Below are 21,157 nucleotides of genomic sequence, written 5' to 3'. Positions count from 1 at the left end.
CCCGCGATGAGCACCGAGACCCTTCTCCAACTTGAACAACGGCTGATCGAACAGGCGCGGCCGTTCGCTGTGGTGACCGTGATACGCGCGGCGCCGCCGACCTCGGCGTGGGTGGGCGCGCAGGCGCTGGTCGAAGACGACGGCACACTGCACGGCTGGATCGGCGGCGGCTGCTCGCGCGCGCTTGTGATCGAGGCCGCGCAACAGACGATCCGCGCGGGCCGGCCAAAGCGCATACGCATCAGCAACGAGCCCGACCGTGCGGAAGCGGACGTCGAAGCGCATGCGATGCCGTGTGCCAGCAATGGCGCGCTCGAACTGTTCATTCAACCGACGCTGCCCGCGCCCGCGGTGCTGGTACTGGGCTCGACGCCCACTGCGCTCGAAGCCTGCGTGCTGGTGCAGCGGATGGGCCTGCGCGTGTGCGCGGCGGCGAACGTGACCGCGCCGTTGGCGGCGTTGGGTCTGCCGCGCGTCCTGCAAGGTTTCGAGGTGGCCGCGTTCGAGGCGATCAAGCCCTTGTTGGTTCTGGTCGCCACTCAGGGCGACGGCGACGAAGAGGCGCTCGAATCAGCCTTGCGCAGCACGGCCGCTGCCGTGCTGCTGGTCGCGAGTCAGCGCAAAGCGGACCGGTTGCGTGACACGATGCGCGTGCGTGGCATCGCGCCGGAGCGTCTGGCAGCGCTGCATGCGCCCGCGGGTCCGCACATTCACGCGCACACGCCGCAAGAGATCGCGTTGGGCGCGGTCGCCGGGTTGGTCGCGTTGCGCGGCGAGCTGGAAGAGGCCGCCGCTGCCGGGGCCGATGCACAGGCTGATGCCTGCGGTGAAACGGTGCCACCGTTGTCGCCGTGCGAAGCATCCAATCAGGCTGGCGCGCCGCTCGCGCGTTATCTGAATCCCGTGTGCGGGATGGAGATCGACATCGCGTCGGCCAAACATGTGCTCGACTTTGGCGGCGAGCGTTTCTACTTCTGTTGCGACGGTTGCAAGCAGGAGTTCGAGCGCCAGCCCGCGAAATATCTGGCGATCGTCCAGACCAAAGCCCATCTGGAGAAGACGTGAACGACGCGGGGCAGAGCGCCGCGTGCCGCGAGCCGCCGGCGTTCTCGGCGGTCGTGCTTGCCGCCGGTCTGTCGTCGAGGATGCAGGGCCGGCATAAGCTGCTGCTGCCGATCGGCGGTCAGCCGGCCGTCAGACGCACCGTGAGCGCGCTGGCGGGGGCGGGGCCTGTCGAAATCGTGGTCGTCACCGGTTACGGCGGCCGGGCGGTGATGGAAGCGCTCGACGGGCTGCCGGTGACGTTCCGGAACAATCCGCGCTATGAGGAAGGGCAGATGACTTCCGTCGCGGTCGGCGTGGCCGCCCTGAGCGCGCCCTGCAACGTCGTGATGGTGTGTCTGGCCGATCAGGTGCTTCTCGATACCGCCGACTATCGCGAGTTGATCGACGCGTTCGCCGCGATGCCACGGGGCTCGATTCTGGTGCCGTTCTGCAACGGACGACGCGGCAACCCCGTGGTGTTTTCCGCAAGCTATGCGGCCGAAGTCGTCAGTGGTCACGTGAATCCGGGATGTCGAAAACTGATCGAGGAGCATCGCGACGAGGTGTTCATTCACGCCGCTGCCCACGATCGTTTCGCGCTCGATATGGACACGCCGGAGGACTATGCGAACGTCCTTGCCCGACTCGGCGGCGCGAACGCTTTAACGTGACACTGCCTGCACGGGACCTGAATTCAACGCTAGATCTTCGCTGACGGAGACCTCGCGCCGCACGCGCGAATCACAAGTTGCACGACCTGCTCAGTGGCCGCATCGAACGCCTTTTGCGACAGCGCACGCTTGCCGCTGAGCGCGCGTATCTGCACATCGAAATCCGCGTAGTGCTGCGTCGTGGCCCAGATCATGTACATCAACGTTTTCGCATCCACGTTCGCGAGCAGGCCCCGCGCGACCCAGTCGTCGATGACCCTCACGCGGGTATCGAGCCACGGCTTCACGCGATGCGCGAGGATGTCCTGCATGTGCTCGGCGCCGTGAATGATTTCGTTTGCCCATACCTTCGATCCGAGCGGCCGCCGCCGCGACAATTCCATCTTCGCGCGCACATAGCCGCCGATTGCGTCGACAGGGTCGTCGCTGCCTTCGAACGTATTCGCCGCCCGATGCCAGTCTTCGAACAGGTTTTCGAGCACGCGGCGATAGAGTGCGAGCTTCGTCGGGAAGTAGTAATGGACGTTGGCTTTCGGTAAGCCCGCGCGTTCGGCGATCATCGCCGTGCTCGCGCCTTCGAAGCCGCGCTCCGCAAACACGGCCTCCGCGCACGCGAGCAGATGGGCTTCGTTGCTCTCGCGAATGTGAGCCTTGCGACGCCGCAAAGGCGGTGCCGCTTCGTCGTTGTCCGTTTCGCTCAACATTGTGTCGTGGTGTTTCATCGTGGGCCTCGGTGCTGCGTCGCGCTTTATTCTAGCCGCTCGCGTGCGCATCGACATAACCGTTCGCGCCGACTTGTCATTCGGGCAAAAAGACATGCTGCATCGCAATGGCATGCTTCTCGCTCTTATGTCGAACTGTTTCGGCGCGCACAAAAGACATTGCTTTGATGATTTTAATCAGCTACAACCTGTCCAATCGGACAGGATTCGAAGCAGGCATCACGGCCAGGGTTTACCAACGCATCAATCGGACGCTTCAGGCATTTGCGCTATGCACGCCTCGTGTGCATCGATGCCCAAAAGTGAATCCTTCTGCGCCACCGATGCACCAGTTTCACTTCGTCGCGAGGCCATGCACAGTGTCTCGCATTTGGACTGCAAGGCGTGTTGATCCAGAGGAGCAAGACGAATGAATGCGGTATCCGAAGCGTTGAAACAAGGACTAGATACGTCGATCACGATTAACGGCAATCGGCTGTGGGATAGCCTCATGACGATGGCGAAGATCGGCGCAACGAAGAAGGGCGGCGTCTGTCGTCTCGCGCTCACCGATCTCGACAAGCAAGGGCGCGACCTCATCGTTAGTTGGGCGAAGGAGGCGGGCTGCACGGTGAGCGTCGATCAGATGGGCAATGTGTTCATGCGGCGCGCGGGCACGAACCCGAATGCCTTGCCTGTGCTGACGGGCTCGCATGCGGACTCGCAACCCACCGGCGGGCGCTTCGACGGCATCTACGGCGTGCTCGGCGGGCTCGAAGTGATTCGCAGCCTCAATGACCGCAACATCGAAACCGCGCATCCGATCGAAGTCGTGATCTGGACCAACGAAGAAGGCTCGCGCTTTGCGCCCGCGATGGTGGCGTCGGGCGTGTTCGCGGGCGTCTTTACGCTCGACTACGGCCTCTCTCGCAAGGACGTCGACGGCAAGACGATCGGCGCAGAGCTCGAACGGATCGGCTATGCGGGCAACGTGCCGTGTGGCAGCCATCCGCTGCACGCGGCGTTCGAATTGCATATCGAGCAGGGTCCGATACTCGAAGCCGAACAGAAGACGATCGGTGTGGTCACCGATGCGCAAGGTCAGCGCTGGTACGAGATCACGCTAACGGGCCAGGAAGCGCATGCGGGCCCAACGCCGATGCCGCGCCGCAAGGACGCATTGCTGGGTGCGGCGCGCGTCGTCGATCTCGTGAACCGTATCGGGCTCGCGCACGCGCCGCTCGCGTGCGCGACGGTCGGCATGATGCAGGTGCATCCGAACTCGCGCAACGTGATTCCGGGCCGAGTGTTCTTCACGGTCGATTTCCGTCATCCGGACGATGCCGTGCTCGCGAAGATGGATGCCGAATTGCGCGAGGGTGTTGCGAAGATTGCAGGCGGCATCGGCCTCGAAACCGAGCTCGAACAGATCTTTTACTACGAGCCCGTCAAGTTCGACGCGGCGTGTGTGAAGTCCGTGCGCGCCGCTGCCGAACGCTTCGGTTATTCACATCGCGACATGGTGTCGGGCGCGGGTCATGACGCGTGCTATCTCTCGCAAGTCGCGCCGACGTCGATGGTGTTCGTGCCCTGCGTGGATGGGATCAGTCACAACGAAGTCGAAGACGCGACGCCCGAGTGGATCGAGGCTGGCGCGAACGTATTGCTGCACGCGATGCTGGAACGCGCTTGCGAGAGCACCCCGTAAGCGCTCGATGAAGCGGTAGCGCCGCAACGCTTCACCCATAAAACACGCCGTCCCGGCTTCGATCACGCGAAGCCGGCAGGCACGGCGACGTCCTCACTTTGACGAAGGAACGTGTATGGCCATCAAGCAAACCGGCGACATCGCCGCGCACCGTCTGTCGTCCGAACAGCTTTCGTGCGAATTTGCCGATATTGCACCGCTGCTCGACCCGACGGCCGCCGCCGCGGCTGCGAGCCGCTGTCACTACTGCTACGACGCGCCGTGCGTGCAGGCCTGTCCGACGCAGATCGACATTCCAGGCTTCATCCGCAAGATCGGCAACGGCAATCTGAAGGGCGCTGCCACCGACATTCTTTCCGCGAATCCCCTGGGTGGCATGTGCGCGCGCGTGTGCCCGACGGAGATCCTTTGCGAAGGCGCCTGCGTGCGCAATCATCAGGACGCGCAGCCCGTGGCGATCGGCGCGTTGCAACGTCATGCAACGGACTGGGCGATGGCGCGCGATGCCGTGCAGTTCAAACGCGCAGCGGCCAGCGGACGCCACGTGGCCGTCGTCGGCGCCGGGCCGGCGGGACTCGCGTGCGCGCATCGTCTTGCGGTGGCCGGTCATCGCGTGACGATCTACGACGCCCGCGATAAAGGCGGCGGCCTCAATGAATACGGAATCGCCGCCTACAAGACCGTCGATGACTTCGCGCAACGGGAAGTGCAATGGCTGTTGTCGGTAGGTGGTATCGAGCTGAAGACTGGCGTCGCATTGGGCCGCGACACCACGCTCGATACGTTGCGGCAGCAACACGATGCCGTGTTTCTTGCCGTCGGACTCGCGGGTGTGCGCGCTTTGGAACTCGAAGGTGAGTCGTTCGATGGTGTGATGAACGCCGTCGATTTCATCGAGCAGGTGCGTCAGGCGAAAGATCTTTCGACGGTACCGGTCGGGCGCCGCGTGATCGTGATCGGCGGCGGCAATACGGCTGTCGATGCGGCCGTGCAAAGCCGCAAGCTCGGCGCGACGAGCGTGACGATGGTGTATCGGCGCGGCGTCGAATCGATGAGCGCGACATGGGCCGAGCGCGAATTCGCGCAGAAGCAGAGCGTGACGCTCGTCACACATGCGAAGCCGGTGCGATTGATCGGCAGCGATGGATCGGTGACCGGCGTCGAATTCGAACGCGCTGTGAATGGCCGCGGCGCGGAGCGCTTCACAGTGGAAGCCGATATGGTGCTCAAAGCAATCGGGCAGACGCTGGTACCCGTCGGGCTCGATCGCGAACTGTTGACGCTCGACCAAAGCCGCATTGCGGTCGATGCGGACATGCGTACGTCGTTGGTCAACGTTTGGGCGGGCGGCGATTGCGCAGCATCGGGCGGCGTCGATCTGACCGTGCAGGCCGTGCAGGACGGCAAGCTCGCGGCGGCATCGATCGATGCGGCCTTCGCGCTCGCCGCCGTCAAGGCGGCCTGAAACCCGAACGCACGCCAACGCACGCAACGTTACCTGAAAAGCGAATCCCCACGGAGCCGAACATGGCCGATCTACGCTGCACGATTGCCGGCATCACTTCGCCGAATCCTTTCTGGCTCGCCTCCGCGCCGCCGACCGACAAAGCCTACAACGTGAACCGCGCATTCGAAGCGGGCTGGGGCGGGGTCGTGTGGAAGACGCTCGGGCTCGATCCGCATGTGGTCAACGTCAGTTCGCGTTACGGCGCGGTGCAATGGAACGGCCAGCGCATGGCGGGCCTGAACAACATCGAACTGATCACGGACCGTCCGCTCGACGTCAACCTGCGCGAAATCAGGGAGGTCAAGCGCGACTGGCCCGACCGCGCGCTGATCGTCTCGCTGATGGTGCCTTGCAATGAGCGCGACTGGAAATGGATTCTGCCGCTCGTCGAGGACACGGGCGCCGATGCCGTGGAACTGAACTTCGGTTGTCCGCATGGGATGAGCGAGCGCGGCATGGGTTCGGCTGTCGGCCAGGTGCCCGAGTATGTCGAGATGGTCACGCGCTGGGTGAAGCAAGGCACGAAGCTGCCGTGCCTCGTGAAGCTCACTCCGAACATCAGCGACATCCGCATGGGCTCGCGTGCCGCCTACAAGGGCGGCGCGGACGGCGTGTCGCTGATCAATACGATCAACTCGATCGTCGCCGTCGATCTCGACCAGATGGCGCCGATGCCGACCGTCGATGGCAAGGGCACGCACGGCGGCTACTGCGGTCCCGCCGTGAAGCCGATTGCGCTGAACATGGTCGCTGAAATCGCGCGCGATCCCGAAACGCCGAATCTGCCGATTTCGGGCATCGGCGGCATTTCGTCGTGGCGCGATGCGGCCGAGTTCATGGTGCTGGGCGCCGGCAGCGTGCAGGTGTGTACGGCGGCAATGCACTACGGCTTTCGCATCGTGTCCGATCTCGCGGACGGCCTGTCGAACTGGATGGACGAAAAAGGCTACGCGACGCTCGACGAGATTCGTGGCCGCGCCGTGCCGAACGTCACCGACTGGAAGTATCTGAACCTCAAGTACGACATCAAGGCGCGCATCGATCAGGACAAGTGCATCGAGTGCGGCCTCTGTCATATCGCCTGCGAAGACACGTCGCACCAGGCGATCACGCGTGAAAAAGACGGCAAGCGTCATTTCGAAGTGATCGATGCGCAATGCGTCGGGTGCAATCTTTGCATGCATGTGTGCCCGGTCGAGCAATGCATCACGATGGAGCGTGTCGATAGCGGCGAGTACGCGAACTGGACGACGCATCCGAACAATCCGGCGCGAGTCATTGCGGACACACCAGAAGCGACCGATGCACTACAAGCGGCCAAAGCGGCCTGAAAGACCGCGGCCCCACCCTCAACGAGCGTTCAAGTGGAGATCCATCGATGAAGCAGACAGCGCAATCCGCCGACGCGTCGCATGCGACCGTCGCGCACGGCAGCAGTCTCTATAACGACGACCTCGCGCCGACCGGCCCGGCGCAGCGCACATGGAAGTGGTATCACTTCGCGGCGCTGTGGGTCGGCATGGTGATGAACATCGCGTCGTACATGCTCGCGGCCGGCTTGACGGAGCAGGGCATGTCGCCGTGGCAGGCGGTGTTGACGGTGTTGCTCGGCAATCTGATCGTGCTGGTGCCGATGCTTCTGATCGGACACGCGGGCGCAAAGCACGGCATTCCGTACGCGGTGCTCGTGCGCTCGTCGTTCGGCACGCAGGGCGCGAAGCTGCCCGCGCTGCTGCGTGCGATCGTCGCGTGCGGCTGGTATGGCATCCAGACGTGGCTTGGCGGTAGTGCGATCTTTACGCTGCTCAACATCCTGACCGGTAATGCGCTGCATGGCGCGGCGCTGCCGTTCCTCGATATCTCGATCGGCCAGCTCGCGTGCTTTCTCGCGTTCTGGGCGTTGCAGATCTACTTCATCGTGAATGGCACCGATTCGATCCGCTGGCTCGAAAGCTGGTCCGCGCCGATCAAGGTCGTGATGTGCATTGCGCTGGTGTGGTGGGCGACGTCGAAAGCGGGCGGCGTCGGCTCGATGCTGTCAGGGCCGTCGCAGTTTGCGGCGGGCGGCAAGAAAGAAGGGCTTTTCTGGGTGACATTCTGGCCGAGCCTGACCGCGATGGTCGGCTTCTGGGCGACGCTCGCGCTCAACATTCCGGATTTCACGCGCTTTGCGAAGACGCAGCGCGATCAGGTCGTCGGCCAGGCGATCGGCTTGCCCGTGCCGATGGCGCTGCTGTCGATGATTTCGGTCGTCGTGACGTCGGCCACCGTCGTGATCTACGGCAATGCGATCTGGGACCCGATCGATCTGACGAGCCGCATGACGGGCATCGGTGTCGGCGTCGCGCTCATCATCCTCACGCTCGACACGATGGGCTGCAATCTCGCCGCGAATCTCGTCGGCCCTGCCTACGACTTTTCGAGCCTGTGGCCGAAGCGCGTTTCGTATCGTACCGGCGGCCTCATGACGGCGAGCCTCGCGATCGTGATGATGCCGTGGAAGATTCTCGCGACGACACAGGGCTACATCTTCGTTTGGCTCGTCGGTTATTCGGCGCTGCTTGGACCTGTCGCGGGCATCATGATGGTCGACTACTTCTTCATTCGCGGCACGCGGCTCAACCAGCGCGAACTGTTCGACGAAAACGGCGAATACAGCTATACGGGCGGCTGGAACATGGCCGCCGTCGTCGCGCTCGCGATCGGCGTGCTGCCCAATCTGCCGGGCTTTCTGCACACGGCGTTCCCCGCATCGTTCCCGAACGTGCCCGCGTTCCTCAATACGCTCTATACGTATGCATGGTTCGTGGGACTGGTGCTCGCATCGATCGTGTACGGCACATGGATGAAGCTGCGCCGCAGTGCGGGCGCGAGCATGGCGAACGCGTGAATTGCGTGATCTGACGAAGGAGGAGGCAACAGATGACAACCCTGATTCGCGGCGGCACAGTGATCGATTCCGACCGCACGCACCGAGCCGACGTGCTGATCGCGGACCCGCAAGACGGCGGCACGATCCTGCAGATCGATCGCACGATCGATCCGCCCGAGGGCGCGAAAGTCGTCGATGCGCACGACCAGTACGTGATGCCCGGCGGTATCGATCCGCACACGCACATGGAACTGCCGTTTATGGGCACCACGGCCAGCGACGACTTCTATACGGGCACGGCCGCAGGCCTGTCCGGCGGCACGACGAGCATCATCGACTTCGTGATTCCGAGCCCGAAGCAACCGCTGATGGATGCGTTCAGGGAATGGCGTGGCTGGGCGGAAAAGGCCTCGGCGGATTACGGCTTTCATGTGGCCGTGACGTGGTGGGACGACTCGGTCTATCGCGACATGGGCACGCTCGTGCACGAGCATGGCGTGTCGAGCTTCAAGCACTTCATGGCCTACAAGAACGCGATAATGGCCGATGACGAAGTGCTCGTGAACAGCTTCTCGCGTTCGCTCGAACTCGGCGCGCTGCCGACCGTGCATGCGGAGAATGGCGAGCTCGTGTTCCAGTTGCAAAAGCAGCTATTGGCAAAAGGCTTCAGGGGACCGGAGGCGCATCCGCTGTCGCGTCCGCCCGAAGTGGAAGGTGAAGCAGCCAATCGCGCGATCCGGATCGCCCAGGTGCTTGGCGTGCCTGTGTACATCGTGCACGTCTCGGCGAAAGAGGCCGTCGAAGCGATATCGCGCGCGCGCAACGAAGGGCAGCGGGTGTTCGGCGAAGTGCTGCCGGGGCATCTGGTGATCGATGAATCCGTTTATCGCGACCCTGACTGGACGCGGGCGGCCGCGCATGTGATGAGCCCGCCGTTTCGCACACACGAGCATCGCGAGGCGCTGTGGCGCGGCCTGCAATCGGGCCAGTTGCATACGACGGCCACCGACCACTGCGTGTTCTGCGCGTCGCAGAAGGCGATGGGACGCGAGGACTTCACGAAGATTCCGAACGGTTGCGGCGGCGTCGAAGACCGGATGTCCGTGCTATGGCACGAGGGCGTCAATCGCGGACGCATCACGCCGAACGAGTTCGTGCGCATCACGTCGGCGAATGCCGCGCAGATTTTCAATCTGTATCCGCGCAAAGGGGCCGTGCAGGTGGGCGCCGACGCGGATCTCGTCATCTGGGACCCTGCTGCGACGAAGACGATCTCGGTGAAGACGCATCATCAGAAGGTCGACTTCAACGTCTTTGAAGGGATGACGGTGCAGGGCGTCGCGATGCACACGTTCACGCGTGGCGCGCATGCGTGGGCGGACGGCGATCTGCGCGCGCAGCGTGGCGCGGGACAGTACCTGAAGCGGCCGCCGAATGCTGCCTACTACGACGCGGTGCGTGTCGCGAATAAATTGAAGGAGCCGCACCCCGTCGAACGTTGACGTACTGCGGTTCTTGTCTGCGACTGTTGGCCGATCGTTTCGCGTCGCGGAGGTTCGCCCTCGCGGCGCGAACGCGTGCATAGTCAGTCAAGAACCTGGCCGCTCTGCTGGTCTATCACGGCAGCAAGAGCAAGCCCGTTACACATGCGACTTTCCAGTGTGGCGAAGCGGCACGGGAAAGGTTCCTCGCCGGCGTCGTGCGTCAGTACGACGACCGCGAGCGCGCAGCACATGAGCGCCGCACGGCGGCACACACTTTCAAGCTTGGCGACATTCTTTGCTTGATCTGGGGCTGCGAGCAGACCAATGTCGACTTCTGCCAGGTGATCGCGGTTCCCTCTTCGCGTTCGGTGACGCTTCGCCAGTTGTGCGCCGAGGTTGTGGAGGACGGGCCGGGGACCATGAAGGGCCGCAAAACACCCAGTTGGGCCGTGTATGAACCGGGCTCAAATCCGTCCACGCATCGCGCCACCGGGCCGAATAGCGTGAGCGCCGGAGCCGGCAAAGCGTACTGTCGAGTGACGCGGCAAGTGAAATCCGCGACGCTGATTCCGAAAGGCTTTTTCACTAACGGTGGCACGCATGTCCTGGCCTGTGCCGTGGAATGTGAAAATTCCTGATGGTTGCGCCACAAATGATGGAAATTCCAACGGAGGGCAGCAGGTCTAAATCGACCGGGCAGATTGCAAACCTATGCAGGCGGCATGCGGCAATATGCGGCCAGGAGGAGACAGTCGACCTCGTGACGTAGATCGATAACAATCTGTCTGCGTCTACTGATCAGGGAGCATCGAAAGTGTTGATCGCCTTCGGCGGACTACCAGGCACCGGGAAGACAACAGTAGCGCAAACACTCGCACGCAGGCTCGCGGCCGTTTATCTGCGCATAGATACATTGGAACAGGCAATCAAGGCGTGCAAAAGCGGCCAATCGGATATCGGGGCTGCCGGCTATCTGGCCGCATATGCGGTTGCCGGCGATAACTTACGGCTTGGGTCGACTGTCGTCGCGGACTCGGTCAATTCGTTGCAAATTACGCGTAGCGCCTGGAGAAATGTGGCGTTCGAGGCAGGTGTGCAGATTTTCGAGATCGAGTTGGTTTGTTCGGATGCTGCAATGCACCGGCATAGGGTCGAGGGGCGAAAGGCCGATATCCCCGATTTTCAGTTGCCGACATGGCAGAGCGTGCTTAAACGTCAATACGACCCATGGGAATCGACGCACCTCGTCGTCGACACCGCAAAGTTTTCGGTTGAGCAGGCCGTCGAAGGAATCATGCAACGACTGCCGTTGGCCCCTCCTGGGAATCGAATCGTTTAGCGCAAAGCACGCCGAATATGCTGATTGCATGAGGCGACGTTCGGCCATCAGCGGTCAGTCGACGATCCGGGTGAAATCGTCGACAACCTTCGAGACCTCGCTTGGTTGAGCGAGGTCGCGAACGCGCTTCCACCATCGGCCAACCTTTCCTCGGAAGTTGCCATGCCACTACCGCTCGTCAATGGGCGAAACCGCCGGGCGAGAATCGGCCTTATTACGACCAGCCACCCGTCACCATGACATCCTCCGACGTGATCATGCGGCTGTCGTCGGCCGCGAGGAAGAGCGCCATGCGCGCGAGATCGCCGGGCTCCATTTCCTCGTCGATGCACTGGCCGCGTCGTATCTCTTCGCGGCCTTCGTCGGTGAGCCACAGGTCGCGCTGCTTCTCAGTCAACACCCAGCCCGGCACGAGCGTGTTCACACGGATCCCATACGCGCCGAGGTCCTTGGCGAACCCGCGCGTCAGGCCCTGCACTGCCGCCTTGCTCATTGCGTAAACCGGGAACTGGCTGCTCTTGAGCATCCAGCAATGCGAGCCGAGATTAATAATCGAGCCCGCGCGTGCGGCCTTCATATCCTCGACCACGGCCTGCGCTGCGAACAACTGATGCCGCACGTTAACTGCAACGCCTGCATCGAACGACTCGGGCGTAACGTCGGCGAGCGCGTGGCGGCGATCGTTCGCCGCGTTGTTCACGAGCACCTCGATCGGTCCGAATGCTGCCCGCACTTCGGCGATGGCCGCGTGCAACGCGGGAATGTCGGTGACGTCGCAGGCGACGAAGAGCGGTTTATGGCGCGCTTTACCGAGCGATTTGGCAAGAGCTGTTCCCGCGTTCGTGTCGATGTCGAGAAAGCCCACACGTGCGCCTTGCGCAACGAAGTGCTCGACGAACGAAGCGCCAATGCCACTCGCGCCGCCCGTAATGAGCACGACCCGGTCTACTAGACTGGGATAGCTCGCGTAACGTGCTTGTCCCGAAGATTTTTCGCTAGAAGTTGCCATTCACATCCCGTATTGATTAATCGCTGCGACGACGAAACCGACTGTGCGCCATGGAAGTTTTCTTGTGAGCTAAGCAGGTCCGGCTTCGTGGCGCCCTCCCGTCTGACGCCCAAATGACGCATTGTCTACGAGAAGGTGGCGATCCGCAAAGACGTGCTCGTCGTCGTGCGTTTCCAATACAACGCCGCCGAGCAAGCGACATGGGGGCCAGTGATCAAGCTGATGGACGACCCGCTGCGCCTCGGGGCCGGCCGGCAGCCCGCGAAGGATGCATTTTCAACCCGAAGCGACCTTTGTAGGCTCTCCCGCAATAAGAAAATGTCTGGCTATTCAAGAGACCGCGTCGCGTCTTGCGCTCTTGCACGGTGTCCAGTGAGTGCACCTCGGCGTTGTCATGAGGTCGTCCCTTGGCAAACAGTGGCGGCGTTTGAACGACCGCTTTGGAGAAATGTGGCCGTCCGCAGTGGGTCGACTGCTGCCGAATGCAGTCGGGTCGACGACAGCCGCTGTCGCCGGTTCAGCATCAGACCGTGTACGGCCACAAAGAGTAATTCGACTGCGTCGCCGGAATCGTCGACAACCCACCCACCGGGGGGGCGGTCTCGTGAAGCGAGCGGATTACTCAAGAATTTCCACTGTTTGCCGATATGAAAGTCGAGCGTTTTTTCATTGAAGCCGAAACTCATGACCCTGCGATTCAAATTATGGCCGCTGGCGTTCGCCTTGAGCGCAGCGTGTGCCGGTATCGTGGCATGCCTGAACGCCTGATTTAAGCATTCGACGTTTTCGATCTTCCGACCGCGTTCAAGATCTCTTTCTCGCGCGCCCTTGTCGCGATGGCGATCGGCGTGATCGCCCACCGCTTACCACCACGTACCGCGAATTCCTGGACCAACCATGCTACGCCACGACACCTCGAGTCTCCGACACGCTTTCACCGGCATCATGTTGGTTGCGATTTCCTGGCTGGTAACCGGCTGTAGCGACGGGATATCAGAGGCCGACGTTGCATTCGTTACCGCCGGGACACCGCCCCAATTCGAATCACTACGGATGTACGGCGCCGCCCCGGACAGCATCGCCCCGGGCCGCGGCAACGCTCATACCGCTGGCGGGCTTCACCAGGGATGCCAGGCGATCATCCGCTCCGGGGGCCGCGTTGTGCGCGAGACGGTGATTTTCGAGGACGCGCCGGGCATCTCCTTCGATCTTGATGTCACCCGTACACCCAACGGCTGGAACGTTACTTCGGACGGACTCACACCGCCGAGCACCGATCCCGTCGGTTTCCGCACGCGGTTCACCAACTGCGTGAACGCGATCCGGGACAAGTATGCAGCCGAACCGGAAAAGGCTCCGTTCAAATGAGCTTCGATGGTGCTGTGCGCTCGGTTTTTTTCGCAGTGTCGAGTCTTGATCTGTGTGACGGGTGGGCTGCAACAGACACCCGGCAAAGCGAGCGACCGTTTTCCGGCGACTCGAGAGATCGCTGTGGGTCGAACTGAGACAGCCACGGCCCGCGCACGCTCCGATTGAACGCCGCCCGCCGGAAACTTTTCACCAACTATGTCAGCAGTTTTTCACTTACCTGGCACGGTTTTCACTTTCTGTGGCACCCGACACGTACAGGGGCGACCTGTTGCGCTGGAACGGCGAGCTGAAGCGCGTCACCTCGTACGTGTAAGACCATTGCGCACACGTAGCCGACTACCACGCGCGGCCATTCCTTGCGGGGTGCAAGGTTATCAACGACATTCGCTGCACGCTTCGCATGCTTGGACTTACCAGCCCCGCTGGGACTGGTAGCGTGAATATTCGCGTACGCGAAAAATTCTTTGCTGCGTGCCAATGCCGGTAACTGGACTTCCCGGCATTGCGTTTCGGCTGTGATAACTGCCGGGATCGTCAGGCACCTCGCCTGAAGCCTTGTGCGACAGGCGTTTATCGGAAACGCGTGTGGCGTCACTTACGCTCAGTCATGGTGGTGTTTGCCGTTACCCACCACTCACGCAAATGCCCGGCTAGCCGCCCCGGCGCGCTTGCGAAGCCAGCTCAGGCAGGCGAACAGGGCGATAGCGAAAATCATCAGCAGCGTCGCAACCGCGAGAATCGAAGGGTTGATCGAATCGCGAATGCCGCTCCACATCTGACGCGGCACCGTGCGCTGCTCCGGGCCGCCAATGAAAAGAATCACGATCACTTCATCGAACGACGTGGCGAACGCGAATACGCTGCCCGTTGCGACGGCGGGCGTGATCAGCGGAAGCGTCACGCGCCGGAACGCGATCCACGGCGGCGCGCCAAGTCCCGACGCCGCGCGTAACAGCGATTGATCGAACGACAACAGCGACGCGGTGACCGTGATCACCACGAATGGCGTGCCGAGCGCCGCGTGCGCTAACACCACGCCGAGATACGAATTGACGAGTCCGAGCGGCGCGAACACCAGATAGAAGCCTGCGGCGACCACCACGATCGGCACGATCATCGGCGACACGATGATCGGCATCACGATCGAGCGGAACGGAAACTGCGCGCGGCTCAAGCCGAGTGCCGCCAGCGTGCCGAGGACGGTCGCGATCAGCGTAGCCGCCGCACCGATGCCGATACTGTTCGTGAATGCGCGTTGCCAGTCCGGCGAGCCGAGCGCCTGCGCATACCAGCGCAGCGAGAAACCCTGCATCGGATACGAAAAGAACGAACCGGAATTGAACGACAGCGGCACGATTGCAAGAATCGGCGCGACGAGGAAGAAGAAAACGATCGCGCAATGCACGCGCAATCCCGCGCCTGCGATGCGTTCGGAAAGAAGCCGGGTGCGCCCGTCTTTCATGTGGATGCGCCTCCTGATCACGAATGTGCGACGGTTCACTCAACCGAAGCGCAGGCGGTCGATGCCGACCAGCCGGTTGAAGATGAAATAGAACACCGCGGTAAACGCCACGAGATAGAGCGACAGCGCGCCCGCGAGTCCCCAGTTCAAGCGCTCGTTGGTCTGCGAGGCGATCAGCTGGCTGATCATTTCGTCGCCGGCACCGCCGAGCAGCGCCGGCGTGATGTAGTAGCCGAGGGCAAGCACGAACACCAGAAAACAGCCCGCTCCGACGCCTGGCAGCGTCTGCGGAATATAGACGCGTACGAATGCGACTGCCGGATGGGCACCGAGCGACTGCGCCGCGCGCATATACGACGGCGACACGCTTTTCATCACCGAGTAGATCGCAAGGATCATGTACGGCAACAGGATGTGCGTCATGCCGATCAGCACGCCGGTCCGATTGAAGATGAGCGGCACCGGATGACTGACGAGACCAAGACTCATCAGCAAGCTGTTGATCACGCCGCCCGGCTGCAGCAGCACGTACCACGCGGTAGTGCGCACGAGCAGCGAGGTCCAGAACGGCACGATCACGAACAGCATCAGACGGTTGCTTTGCCGGTCCGGCAACGTCGCCAGCAGATAGGCCACCGGATAGCCGAACAGCAGGCACAGCACCGTCACCGTCGCGCCGATCGCCACCGTGCGCAGGAACGCCGCGCGATAGACGGCACTATCGGCGGGCACTGGTGCGACCGAGCCGTCCGGCGCGACTGTTGTGTCGACGGCGTTCAGCAGGTAATCGGGCGTCGGCGAGATGGACGCCCGTTTCAGCAGCCGCCACGGCTCCGGGTCGTTCCACCGCGCGTCGAGACCGATCAGCACAGGCTTCCATTGCGCAGGCGTTTGCGAGCGGGTCGCGCGCGCGGTTTTGAACAGCAGGCTGCGAAACTCCGGCTGATAGAAGTTCATGCGGTGCGCGATATTGCCGAGATTGCCGGACGCGGCAGCGTCCTTCAGATCGTGCGCGAGCGCGGCAAACACGGGTTCGTCCGGTACGCCCGTGCCGTTCCACGCGTCAAGCGCCGCGGTGAGCTGCGGCATGCCGTGGCGAACTTCAGGATTTTGCACGCTGCGCGCGAGCAGACTGGCGATCGGTCCAACGAACGTAGCAAGCAGGAACACGAGGAGTGGTACCGCGAGCAGCAGCGCACGCAGCGCCGCCTTGCGGCGCACGGCCTGGAACGCGGCGCGGTCCGCGGCGGGCGTGCCGCGGCCGAATGGGGCAGTGGACGGAAGCGGCGTGTTCATCGGTGCGCGGGGCTCCTCGTGACTCGTGGATCGACGTTCGACTTATTGCGCCAGCCAGTTCTGGAAGCGCTTGTTGATCGCATCCGAATTGTCGGCCCAGAATTGTGCATCGATCTGCACCGGGCGCTTGAAGTTGGCCGGCGCGGTCGGCAGGTCGTTCAGTCGTGCCTTGTCGATCAGCGCAATGGCGTTCTTGCGCGGCGGCGCATACGCGATGTATTTCGTCAGATCGGCATAGGCCTGCGGCGTTGATGCGGACACGATGAACTTCGTCGCGGCGTCAGCGTGCTTCGCGCCGTTCACGACGCCCCACCACTCGTAGTCGTACACCTGTGCGTCCCAGACCACCTTGAACGGCTTCTTGTCCTTGTGCACCGCGTCGTCGATCCGGCCGTTGTAGGCCTGCGTCATCACGACGGCGCCGTCGGCGAGCAACTGCGGCGCCTGCGCGCCCGCTTCCCACCAGACGATGCTCGGCTTGATCGTATCGAGCTTTTTAAACGCGCGATCGATTCCGGCTGGCGTGGCGAGTTCCTTGTAGACATCCTTCGGCGCGACGCCGTCGGCGATCAGCGCCCACTCCATGGCCACCTTCGGCGACTTGCGCATGCCGCGCTTGCCCGGATATTTCTTCAGGTCGAAGAAGTCGTTGATCGAGGTCGGCGCGGTCTTGAGCTTCGTCGTGTCGTACGCGTAGACGGTGGACCACACCATCGCGGCGACCGCGCAATCGCTGATCGAGCCGGGCAGGAAGTCGCTGGTGTTGCCGAGCGACTTCCTGTCGAACTTCATGAGCAGGCCTTCATCGCAGGCGGTGATGGCGTCGTTGGTTTCGAGGTCGATCAGGTCCCACGTCGGATTCTTCGCCTGTTCCATCGCCTGGAGCTTGGCGAGGCCGCCGTCATACGACTCGGTGGCGAACTGAGTGCCCGTCTTGGCGGTGAACGGCTCGAACCAGGCCTGTTTCGCGGCGTTTTCATAGGCGCCGCCGAAGGTGACGACTGAAATCGTATCGGCCGCGTGAGCCGTGGCCGCAGCGAGGACGCTGAGCGTGCCAGCAGCGACGGCGATCCGGAACACAGAACGGTTGCTTTTCATGTCTAGTTGACTCCTGCGATGAGTGGCGAAGCGGACGAAGAAGACGAGGAAGCGGAATGGCTGGCGTCATCGGGCGACGCGGCGTCGCGCGCGGCGGCGGTGGCCGGCAGAACCTTGCAGTCGTCGCGCCGCCACACGACGGCGGTCTGATGGCCCAGTACGGGCAGGTCCTGATGCTGCGTATTCGGTACCTTGACCACCACGGTTTCACCATGCCCGAGCTTCAGATGGACGCGGTGATGGTCGCCGCAGTAGACGAGTTCCTGCACGAGCCCGTGTACGACATTCATGTTCTGTTGGGCGGCCTGCGCGACGCTTTCCGGCGTCGCGGCGATGTGCGCGCGTTCGGGGCGCAGCGCGAGCATTGCGGTATCGCCGTTGCCAAGACCGCTGCCCGCGCGGCCGTGGACGATGCTGCCGTCGGCAAGCTGCAGCGCGGCCCAGTCGGCGTCGTTCGGCGTGACGCGGCCCATGAGGCCGTTGTTCTCGCCGACGAAGTTCGCGACGAAAGCATTCGCCGCGTTTTCGTAGAGTTCGGTCGGCGTGGCGGCTTGCTGGATGCGGCCATCGGAAAACACCGCGACGCGGTCCGACATCGTCAGCGCTTCGTTCTGGTCGTGCGTGACGTAGACGATCGTCAGCGACAGATCGCGGTGAAGACGCATGATTTCGTATTGCATCGTCTCGCGCAGACGTTTGTCGAGCGCGCCGAGCGGCTCGTCCATCAGTACCACGCTCGGTTCGAACACCAGCGCGCGAGCCAGCGCAACCCGCTGCTGCTGGCCACCTGACAGTTGCGCTGGCCGGCGACCCGCGAGATGCGCGAGTTCCACCATCTCTAGCGCGCGCAGCGTGCGCGCCTTCTGTTCGCTGCGGCTCACCCTGCGCACCGAGAGCGGAAACGCCACGTTCTCCGCGATCGTCATGTGCGGAAACAGCGCGTAGTTCTGAAACACCATGCCGATGTCGCGCCGATGCGGCGGCTTGTCGTCGAGGCGTTTGCCCGCGAGCCGGATTTCGCCGCGGGTGGGCGATTCGAAGCCGGCGAGCATCATCAGCGTGGTGGTCTTGCCGGAGCCGGACGGCCCGAGCAGCGAAACGAACTCGCCGCGGGCGACCTCGAGGTCGAGCCCTTCGACCACGCTGTGCGTGCCGTCGTATGACTTGCTGACGCCCGAGAAAGAGATGAACGATTGATCAGGCATAGGAGTGTCGGCGATGGGTCGGCTATTCGTGCGCGGCAGCGGCGTCATGCCGTGCCGATGCGTTGCGCGAGATAGCGCGCGAAATCGTAATTGGGCCGCTCGAGGGGGCTCAGATGACCGGGTTTCGCGAGCGGTGCGTGCACGCCCCGAAACACCGCCTCGACGCCGCGCCGGTCTTCGGCGTTCACTTCGTCGAGCAGCGCCTTGAGCGTGCCCATGTACTCGGCGGCCTTGGGGTCGTCGATGAACTCCGGCGCGAGGCCGCCGCCGAAGCGGATATGCACACGGCCGACGCCCTGCGGCTGCAGGATCAGATACCAGAAGTAGCCTGGTGTGAGCGTGACGAGATGCGTCGGGTAGATTGCCAGCAGCGCGGTGGTACGGCGCCAGTGTCCCTCGAGCCGTGTGTTGGCTGGATGCGCGTTGCCGATCGGCAGCGTCGCTTCCTTGGTGATCCAGTGATAGTTGAACGCGGGCCGCCCCGGCGGACACTCCATTTCCTCGAGCTTCGAATGCGGCCCTACCGTGGCGCGATGCAGCATCGGCAGGTGATAGCTCTCCATGAAATTTTCCGCGAGGATCTTCCAGTTGGTATCCCACAGATGTTCTTCATGGAATGTCTCGACATAGCCGGTCATCCCGTATGGCTCGATCAGCGACGTGAGTTCGGCAAGCCGTGTCGATACCGATGGCGCGTCGTCGTTGAGCGTCACGTAGATCCAGCCTTGCCACGTCTCGCAGCGCACCGCCGGCAGTGCGTAGTTGTCCTTGCAAAAGCCGGGCTGACGTTCCATCAGCGGTGCACCGGCGAGCGTGCCGTCAAGCGCGTAGTTCCACGCGTGATACGGGCAAACGATACGGCGCACGTTGCCGCGTCCCTCGAGTAGCACCGACATGCGGTGCAGGCAAACGTTGGAGAACGCGCGCAAGTTGCCGCCGGCCTCACGCAGCACCACGACGGGCTGGTCGCCGATCTGCGCGCTCAGGTAGTCGCCCGTTTGCGGAAGCGCGCTCGCGCGCCCCACGCATAGCCATTCGTTGCTGAACACGTCACGCTGTTCAAGCGCGAGAAACGCCTCCGACGTATAGACCCCAGGCGGCATGGCGCGCGCGTCTCCGAACGGGCGCTCGCAGTTGGCGCGTAGCGCCCGGACCAGGTCGGGGCCGGTTTCTGTCGAAAACGAAAGCGCTGCCATGTGGCCTCCGCGTCAGCGTCTGCATTGCGATGAGTATCAATCTAACAATCCAAATTTCTAGTCAAAATACTGTTTTTTGATGCATTGCATAGACATAAGCAATGCAGACCCGCTGCTGGCTATTCGATGTGCAAGCGCCGGATAAAGGTCTCGCAAAAGGCCGAGAACCGCTTCACGATTTCGCGCGGCTTCATCGAACTGGACATCGCGATGCCGAGCGTGGTCGCATTGACGTTCTCCTTGAAACGCTTAATCACGAAGTCTTCGCCGTCGACCGTGCGGCTCGACTTGAGCGGAAAGTTGAGGATGCTGTAGCCAAGACCGTTGGCCACCATGCCGCGCACCACCTCCGGTTGGGACGACCGGAATGCCGCCACCGGACGGCCGCCGACCGCATCGAATAGCGCCGAGAAGTACTCGCGGCTATGGGGCAGATCCAGCATCACATAAGGCTCGGGAAGCAGGTCCGCCAGCGAGATCCGGCGCGCACGCGCAAGGCGGTGCGTACTCGGAAGAATAGCGTACGGAGGCAGCGAAAGCAGTGGCTTGAACGTGATGCCGTCCGTGATGTCGAGGCTATACGTCAGCGCAATATCGAGCGAGCCATCGGCGAGGCCGCTTAACAGCGTGTCCTGATGCGCCTCAGTGGTGCGGAACGTGATCGACGTGTGATCCTTGACGAAGCGGCTGATGATTGCCGGCATCAACGGTGGCGCGAGCGACACCATGCAGCCGAGCGAAATCGAACCGGACATGCCGCCGTCGAGCTCTTTCGCGGTCAGTTGCAACTCCTCAGCGTTCTTAAGCAGATTGCGAGCGTGGCCCAGCAGGTCCCGCCCCGGTTGCGTCAGCGACAGTCCGCTCGCATGATGGCGAATGAAAAGCTGGACTCCGAACGACTCTTCCAGATCCGCAAGGGCGGTGGAAATGGACGGCTGCGAGATGTGCAAGCGTTTCGCCGCAGCGGTGAATGACAGCGTTTCCGCAGTGACCACGAAGTATCGCAGCTGACGCAACGAATACCGCACCGGATGGCCTTCCATCTGCCTCTCCTCACGTCCGAACGACACGAATTCTCCGCCCGAAAAAAATCTTTGCATAGGTAAAAGCAATGCATAGCATTTTTTGAATGTATTTTTGATTGCCGAGCGCCGAGCGTACATTCTGTCCGGACCTAACCGTAATGAACCTCGT

At 62.6% G+C, this 21,157-nt stretch carries 19 protein-coding genes; 10 read left to right on the top strand and 9 right to left on the bottom strand.

The window, feature by feature from the left end:
- Positions 1-6 precede the first annotated feature (6 nt).
- Complete coding sequence (locus L0U81_RS27200) at positions 7-1,065, top strand: XdhC family protein (RefSeq protein WP_233808050.1); 1,059 nt, start codon at positions 7-9, stop codon at positions 1,063-1,065.
- A complete protein-coding gene (locus L0U81_RS27195; RefSeq protein WP_233808049.1) occupies positions 1,062-1,715 on the top strand; it encodes a nucleotidyltransferase family protein in 654 nt (217 codons plus the stop codon). Before L0U81_RS27200 ends, L0U81_RS27195 begins: the two co-directional genes overlap by 4 nt.
- A 29-nt stretch (positions 1,716-1,744) precedes the next feature.
- Here the strand turns inward: L0U81_RS27195 and L0U81_RS27190 are convergent, their stop codons facing one another.
- Complete coding sequence (locus tag L0U81_RS27190; RefSeq protein WP_233808047.1) at positions 1,745-2,437, bottom strand: TetR/AcrR family transcriptional regulator; 693 nt, start codon at positions 2,435-2,437, stop codon at positions 1,745-1,747.
- Between the two features lie 409 nt (positions 2,438-2,846).
- Here L0U81_RS27190 and L0U81_RS27185 point away from each other — a divergent pair, with 409 nt between their 5' ends.
- The 7 genes from L0U81_RS27185 to L0U81_RS27155 all read left to right on the top strand — a co-directional run bounded on the left by L0U81_RS27185 (position 2,847) and on the right by L0U81_RS27155 (position 11,326).
- On the top strand, positions 2,847-4,124 hold the full coding sequence (locus L0U81_RS27185; RefSeq protein WP_233808045.1) for a Zn-dependent hydrolase: 1,278 nt from the start codon (positions 2,847-2,849) through the stop codon (positions 4,122-4,124).
- A gap of 115 nt (positions 4,125-4,239) precedes the next feature.
- Positions 4,240-5,589, top strand: coding sequence for an NAD(P)-dependent oxidoreductase (locus L0U81_RS27180; protein ID WP_233808044.1), 1,350 nt, complete (start codon positions 4,240-4,242; stop codon positions 5,587-5,589).
- Between the two features lie 62 nt (positions 5,590-5,651).
- Positions 5,652-6,962: an NAD-dependent dihydropyrimidine dehydrogenase subunit PreA gene (preA, locus tag L0U81_RS27175; RefSeq protein ID WP_233808043.1), complete on the top strand. Its 1,311-nt coding sequence runs from the start codon at positions 5,652-5,654 to the stop codon at positions 6,960-6,962.
- A 47-nt stretch (positions 6,963-7,009) separates the two neighbouring features.
- Positions 7,010-8,521 carry an NCS1 family nucleobase:cation symporter-1 gene (locus L0U81_RS27170; protein ID WP_233808039.1) on the top strand — a complete coding sequence of 504 codons (1,512 nt, stop codon included), beginning with the start codon at positions 7,010-7,012 and terminating at the stop codon, positions 8,519-8,521.
- A gap of 32 nt (positions 8,522-8,553) precedes the next feature.
- Positions 8,554-10,005, top strand: coding sequence for a dihydropyrimidinase (gene hydA / locus L0U81_RS27165; RefSeq protein ID WP_233808037.1), 1,452 nt, complete (start codon positions 8,554-8,556; stop codon positions 10,003-10,005).
- A gap of 197 nt (positions 10,006-10,202) precedes the next feature.
- Positions 10,203-10,625 (top strand): hypothetical protein, encoded by a 423-nt coding sequence (locus tag L0U81_RS27160; RefSeq protein ID WP_233808034.1) that lies wholly within the window; start codon positions 10,203-10,205, stop codon positions 10,623-10,625.
- Between the two features lie 176 nt (positions 10,626-10,801).
- Positions 10,802-11,326 (top strand): AAA family ATPase, encoded by a 525-nt coding sequence (locus L0U81_RS27155; RefSeq protein ID WP_233808032.1) that lies wholly within the window; start codon positions 10,802-10,804, stop codon positions 11,324-11,326.
- 214 nt (positions 11,327-11,540) lie between these two features.
- Here the strand turns inward: L0U81_RS27155 and L0U81_RS27150 are convergent, their stop codons facing one another.
- Positions 11,541-12,335, bottom strand: coding sequence for an SDR family NAD(P)-dependent oxidoreductase (locus L0U81_RS27150; RefSeq protein ID WP_233808030.1), 795 nt, complete (start codon positions 12,333-12,335; stop codon positions 11,541-11,543).
- A gap of 392 nt (positions 12,336-12,727) precedes the next feature.
- Positions 12,728-13,195 (bottom strand): hypothetical protein, encoded by a 468-nt coding sequence (locus L0U81_RS27145; protein ID WP_233808028.1) that lies wholly within the window; start codon positions 13,193-13,195, stop codon positions 12,728-12,730.
- Positions 13,196-13,232: 37 nt separating this feature from the next.
- Here L0U81_RS27145 and L0U81_RS27140 point away from each other — a divergent pair, with 37 nt between their 5' ends.
- The gene (locus L0U81_RS27140; RefSeq protein ID WP_233808026.1) at positions 13,233-13,703 is read left to right on the top strand and encodes a hypothetical protein; all 471 of its coding nucleotides are present in this window, start codon (positions 13,233-13,235) and stop codon (positions 13,701-13,703) included.
- 637 nt (positions 13,704-14,340) lie between these two features.
- On the opposite strand, the gene L0U81_RS27135 is transcribed toward L0U81_RS27140, so the two are convergent.
- The 6 genes from L0U81_RS27135 to L0U81_RS27110 form a co-directional block, all read right to left on the bottom strand.
- Positions 14,341-15,168: an ABC transporter permease gene (locus tag L0U81_RS27135; RefSeq protein ID WP_233808024.1), complete on the bottom strand. Its 828-nt coding sequence runs from the start codon at positions 15,166-15,168 to the stop codon at positions 14,341-14,343.
- A gap of 39 nt (positions 15,169-15,207) precedes the next feature.
- On the bottom strand, positions 15,208-16,464 hold the full coding sequence (locus L0U81_RS27130; RefSeq protein WP_233808022.1) for an ABC transporter permease: 1,257 nt from the start codon (positions 16,462-16,464) through the stop codon (positions 15,208-15,210).
- Positions 16,465-16,506: 42 nt separating this feature from the next.
- Positions 16,507-17,562 (bottom strand): ABC transporter substrate-binding protein, encoded by a 1,056-nt coding sequence (locus L0U81_RS27125; protein WP_233808021.1) that lies wholly within the window; start codon positions 17,560-17,562, stop codon positions 16,507-16,509.
- Positions 17,563-17,564: 2 nt separating this feature from the next.
- Complete coding sequence (locus tag L0U81_RS27120) at positions 17,565-18,767, bottom strand: ABC transporter ATP-binding protein (RefSeq protein ID WP_233808020.1); 1,203 nt, start codon at positions 18,765-18,767, stop codon at positions 17,565-17,567.
- Between the two features lie 44 nt (positions 18,768-18,811).
- The gene (locus L0U81_RS27115) at positions 18,812-19,963 is read right to left on the bottom strand and encodes an SRPBCC family protein (RefSeq protein WP_233808018.1); all 1,152 of its coding nucleotides are present in this window, start codon (positions 19,961-19,963) and stop codon (positions 18,812-18,814) included.
- Between the two features lie 119 nt (positions 19,964-20,082).
- Positions 20,083-21,006: a LysR family transcriptional regulator gene (locus tag L0U81_RS27110; RefSeq protein ID WP_233810007.1), complete on the bottom strand. Its 924-nt coding sequence runs from the start codon at positions 21,004-21,006 to the stop codon at positions 20,083-20,085.
- Positions 21,007-21,157 lie beyond the last annotated feature (151 nt).

Origin of the sequence: Paraburkholderia sp. HP33-1 (genome assembly GCF_021390595.1) — a bacterium.
In the GTDB taxonomy this organism is placed as follows: domain Bacteria; phylum Pseudomonadota; class Gammaproteobacteria; order Burkholderiales; family Burkholderiaceae; genus Paraburkholderia.
The sequence above is the reverse complement of the archived record's forward strand: the minus strand, read 5'-3'. Positions and strand labels throughout refer to the sequence as shown.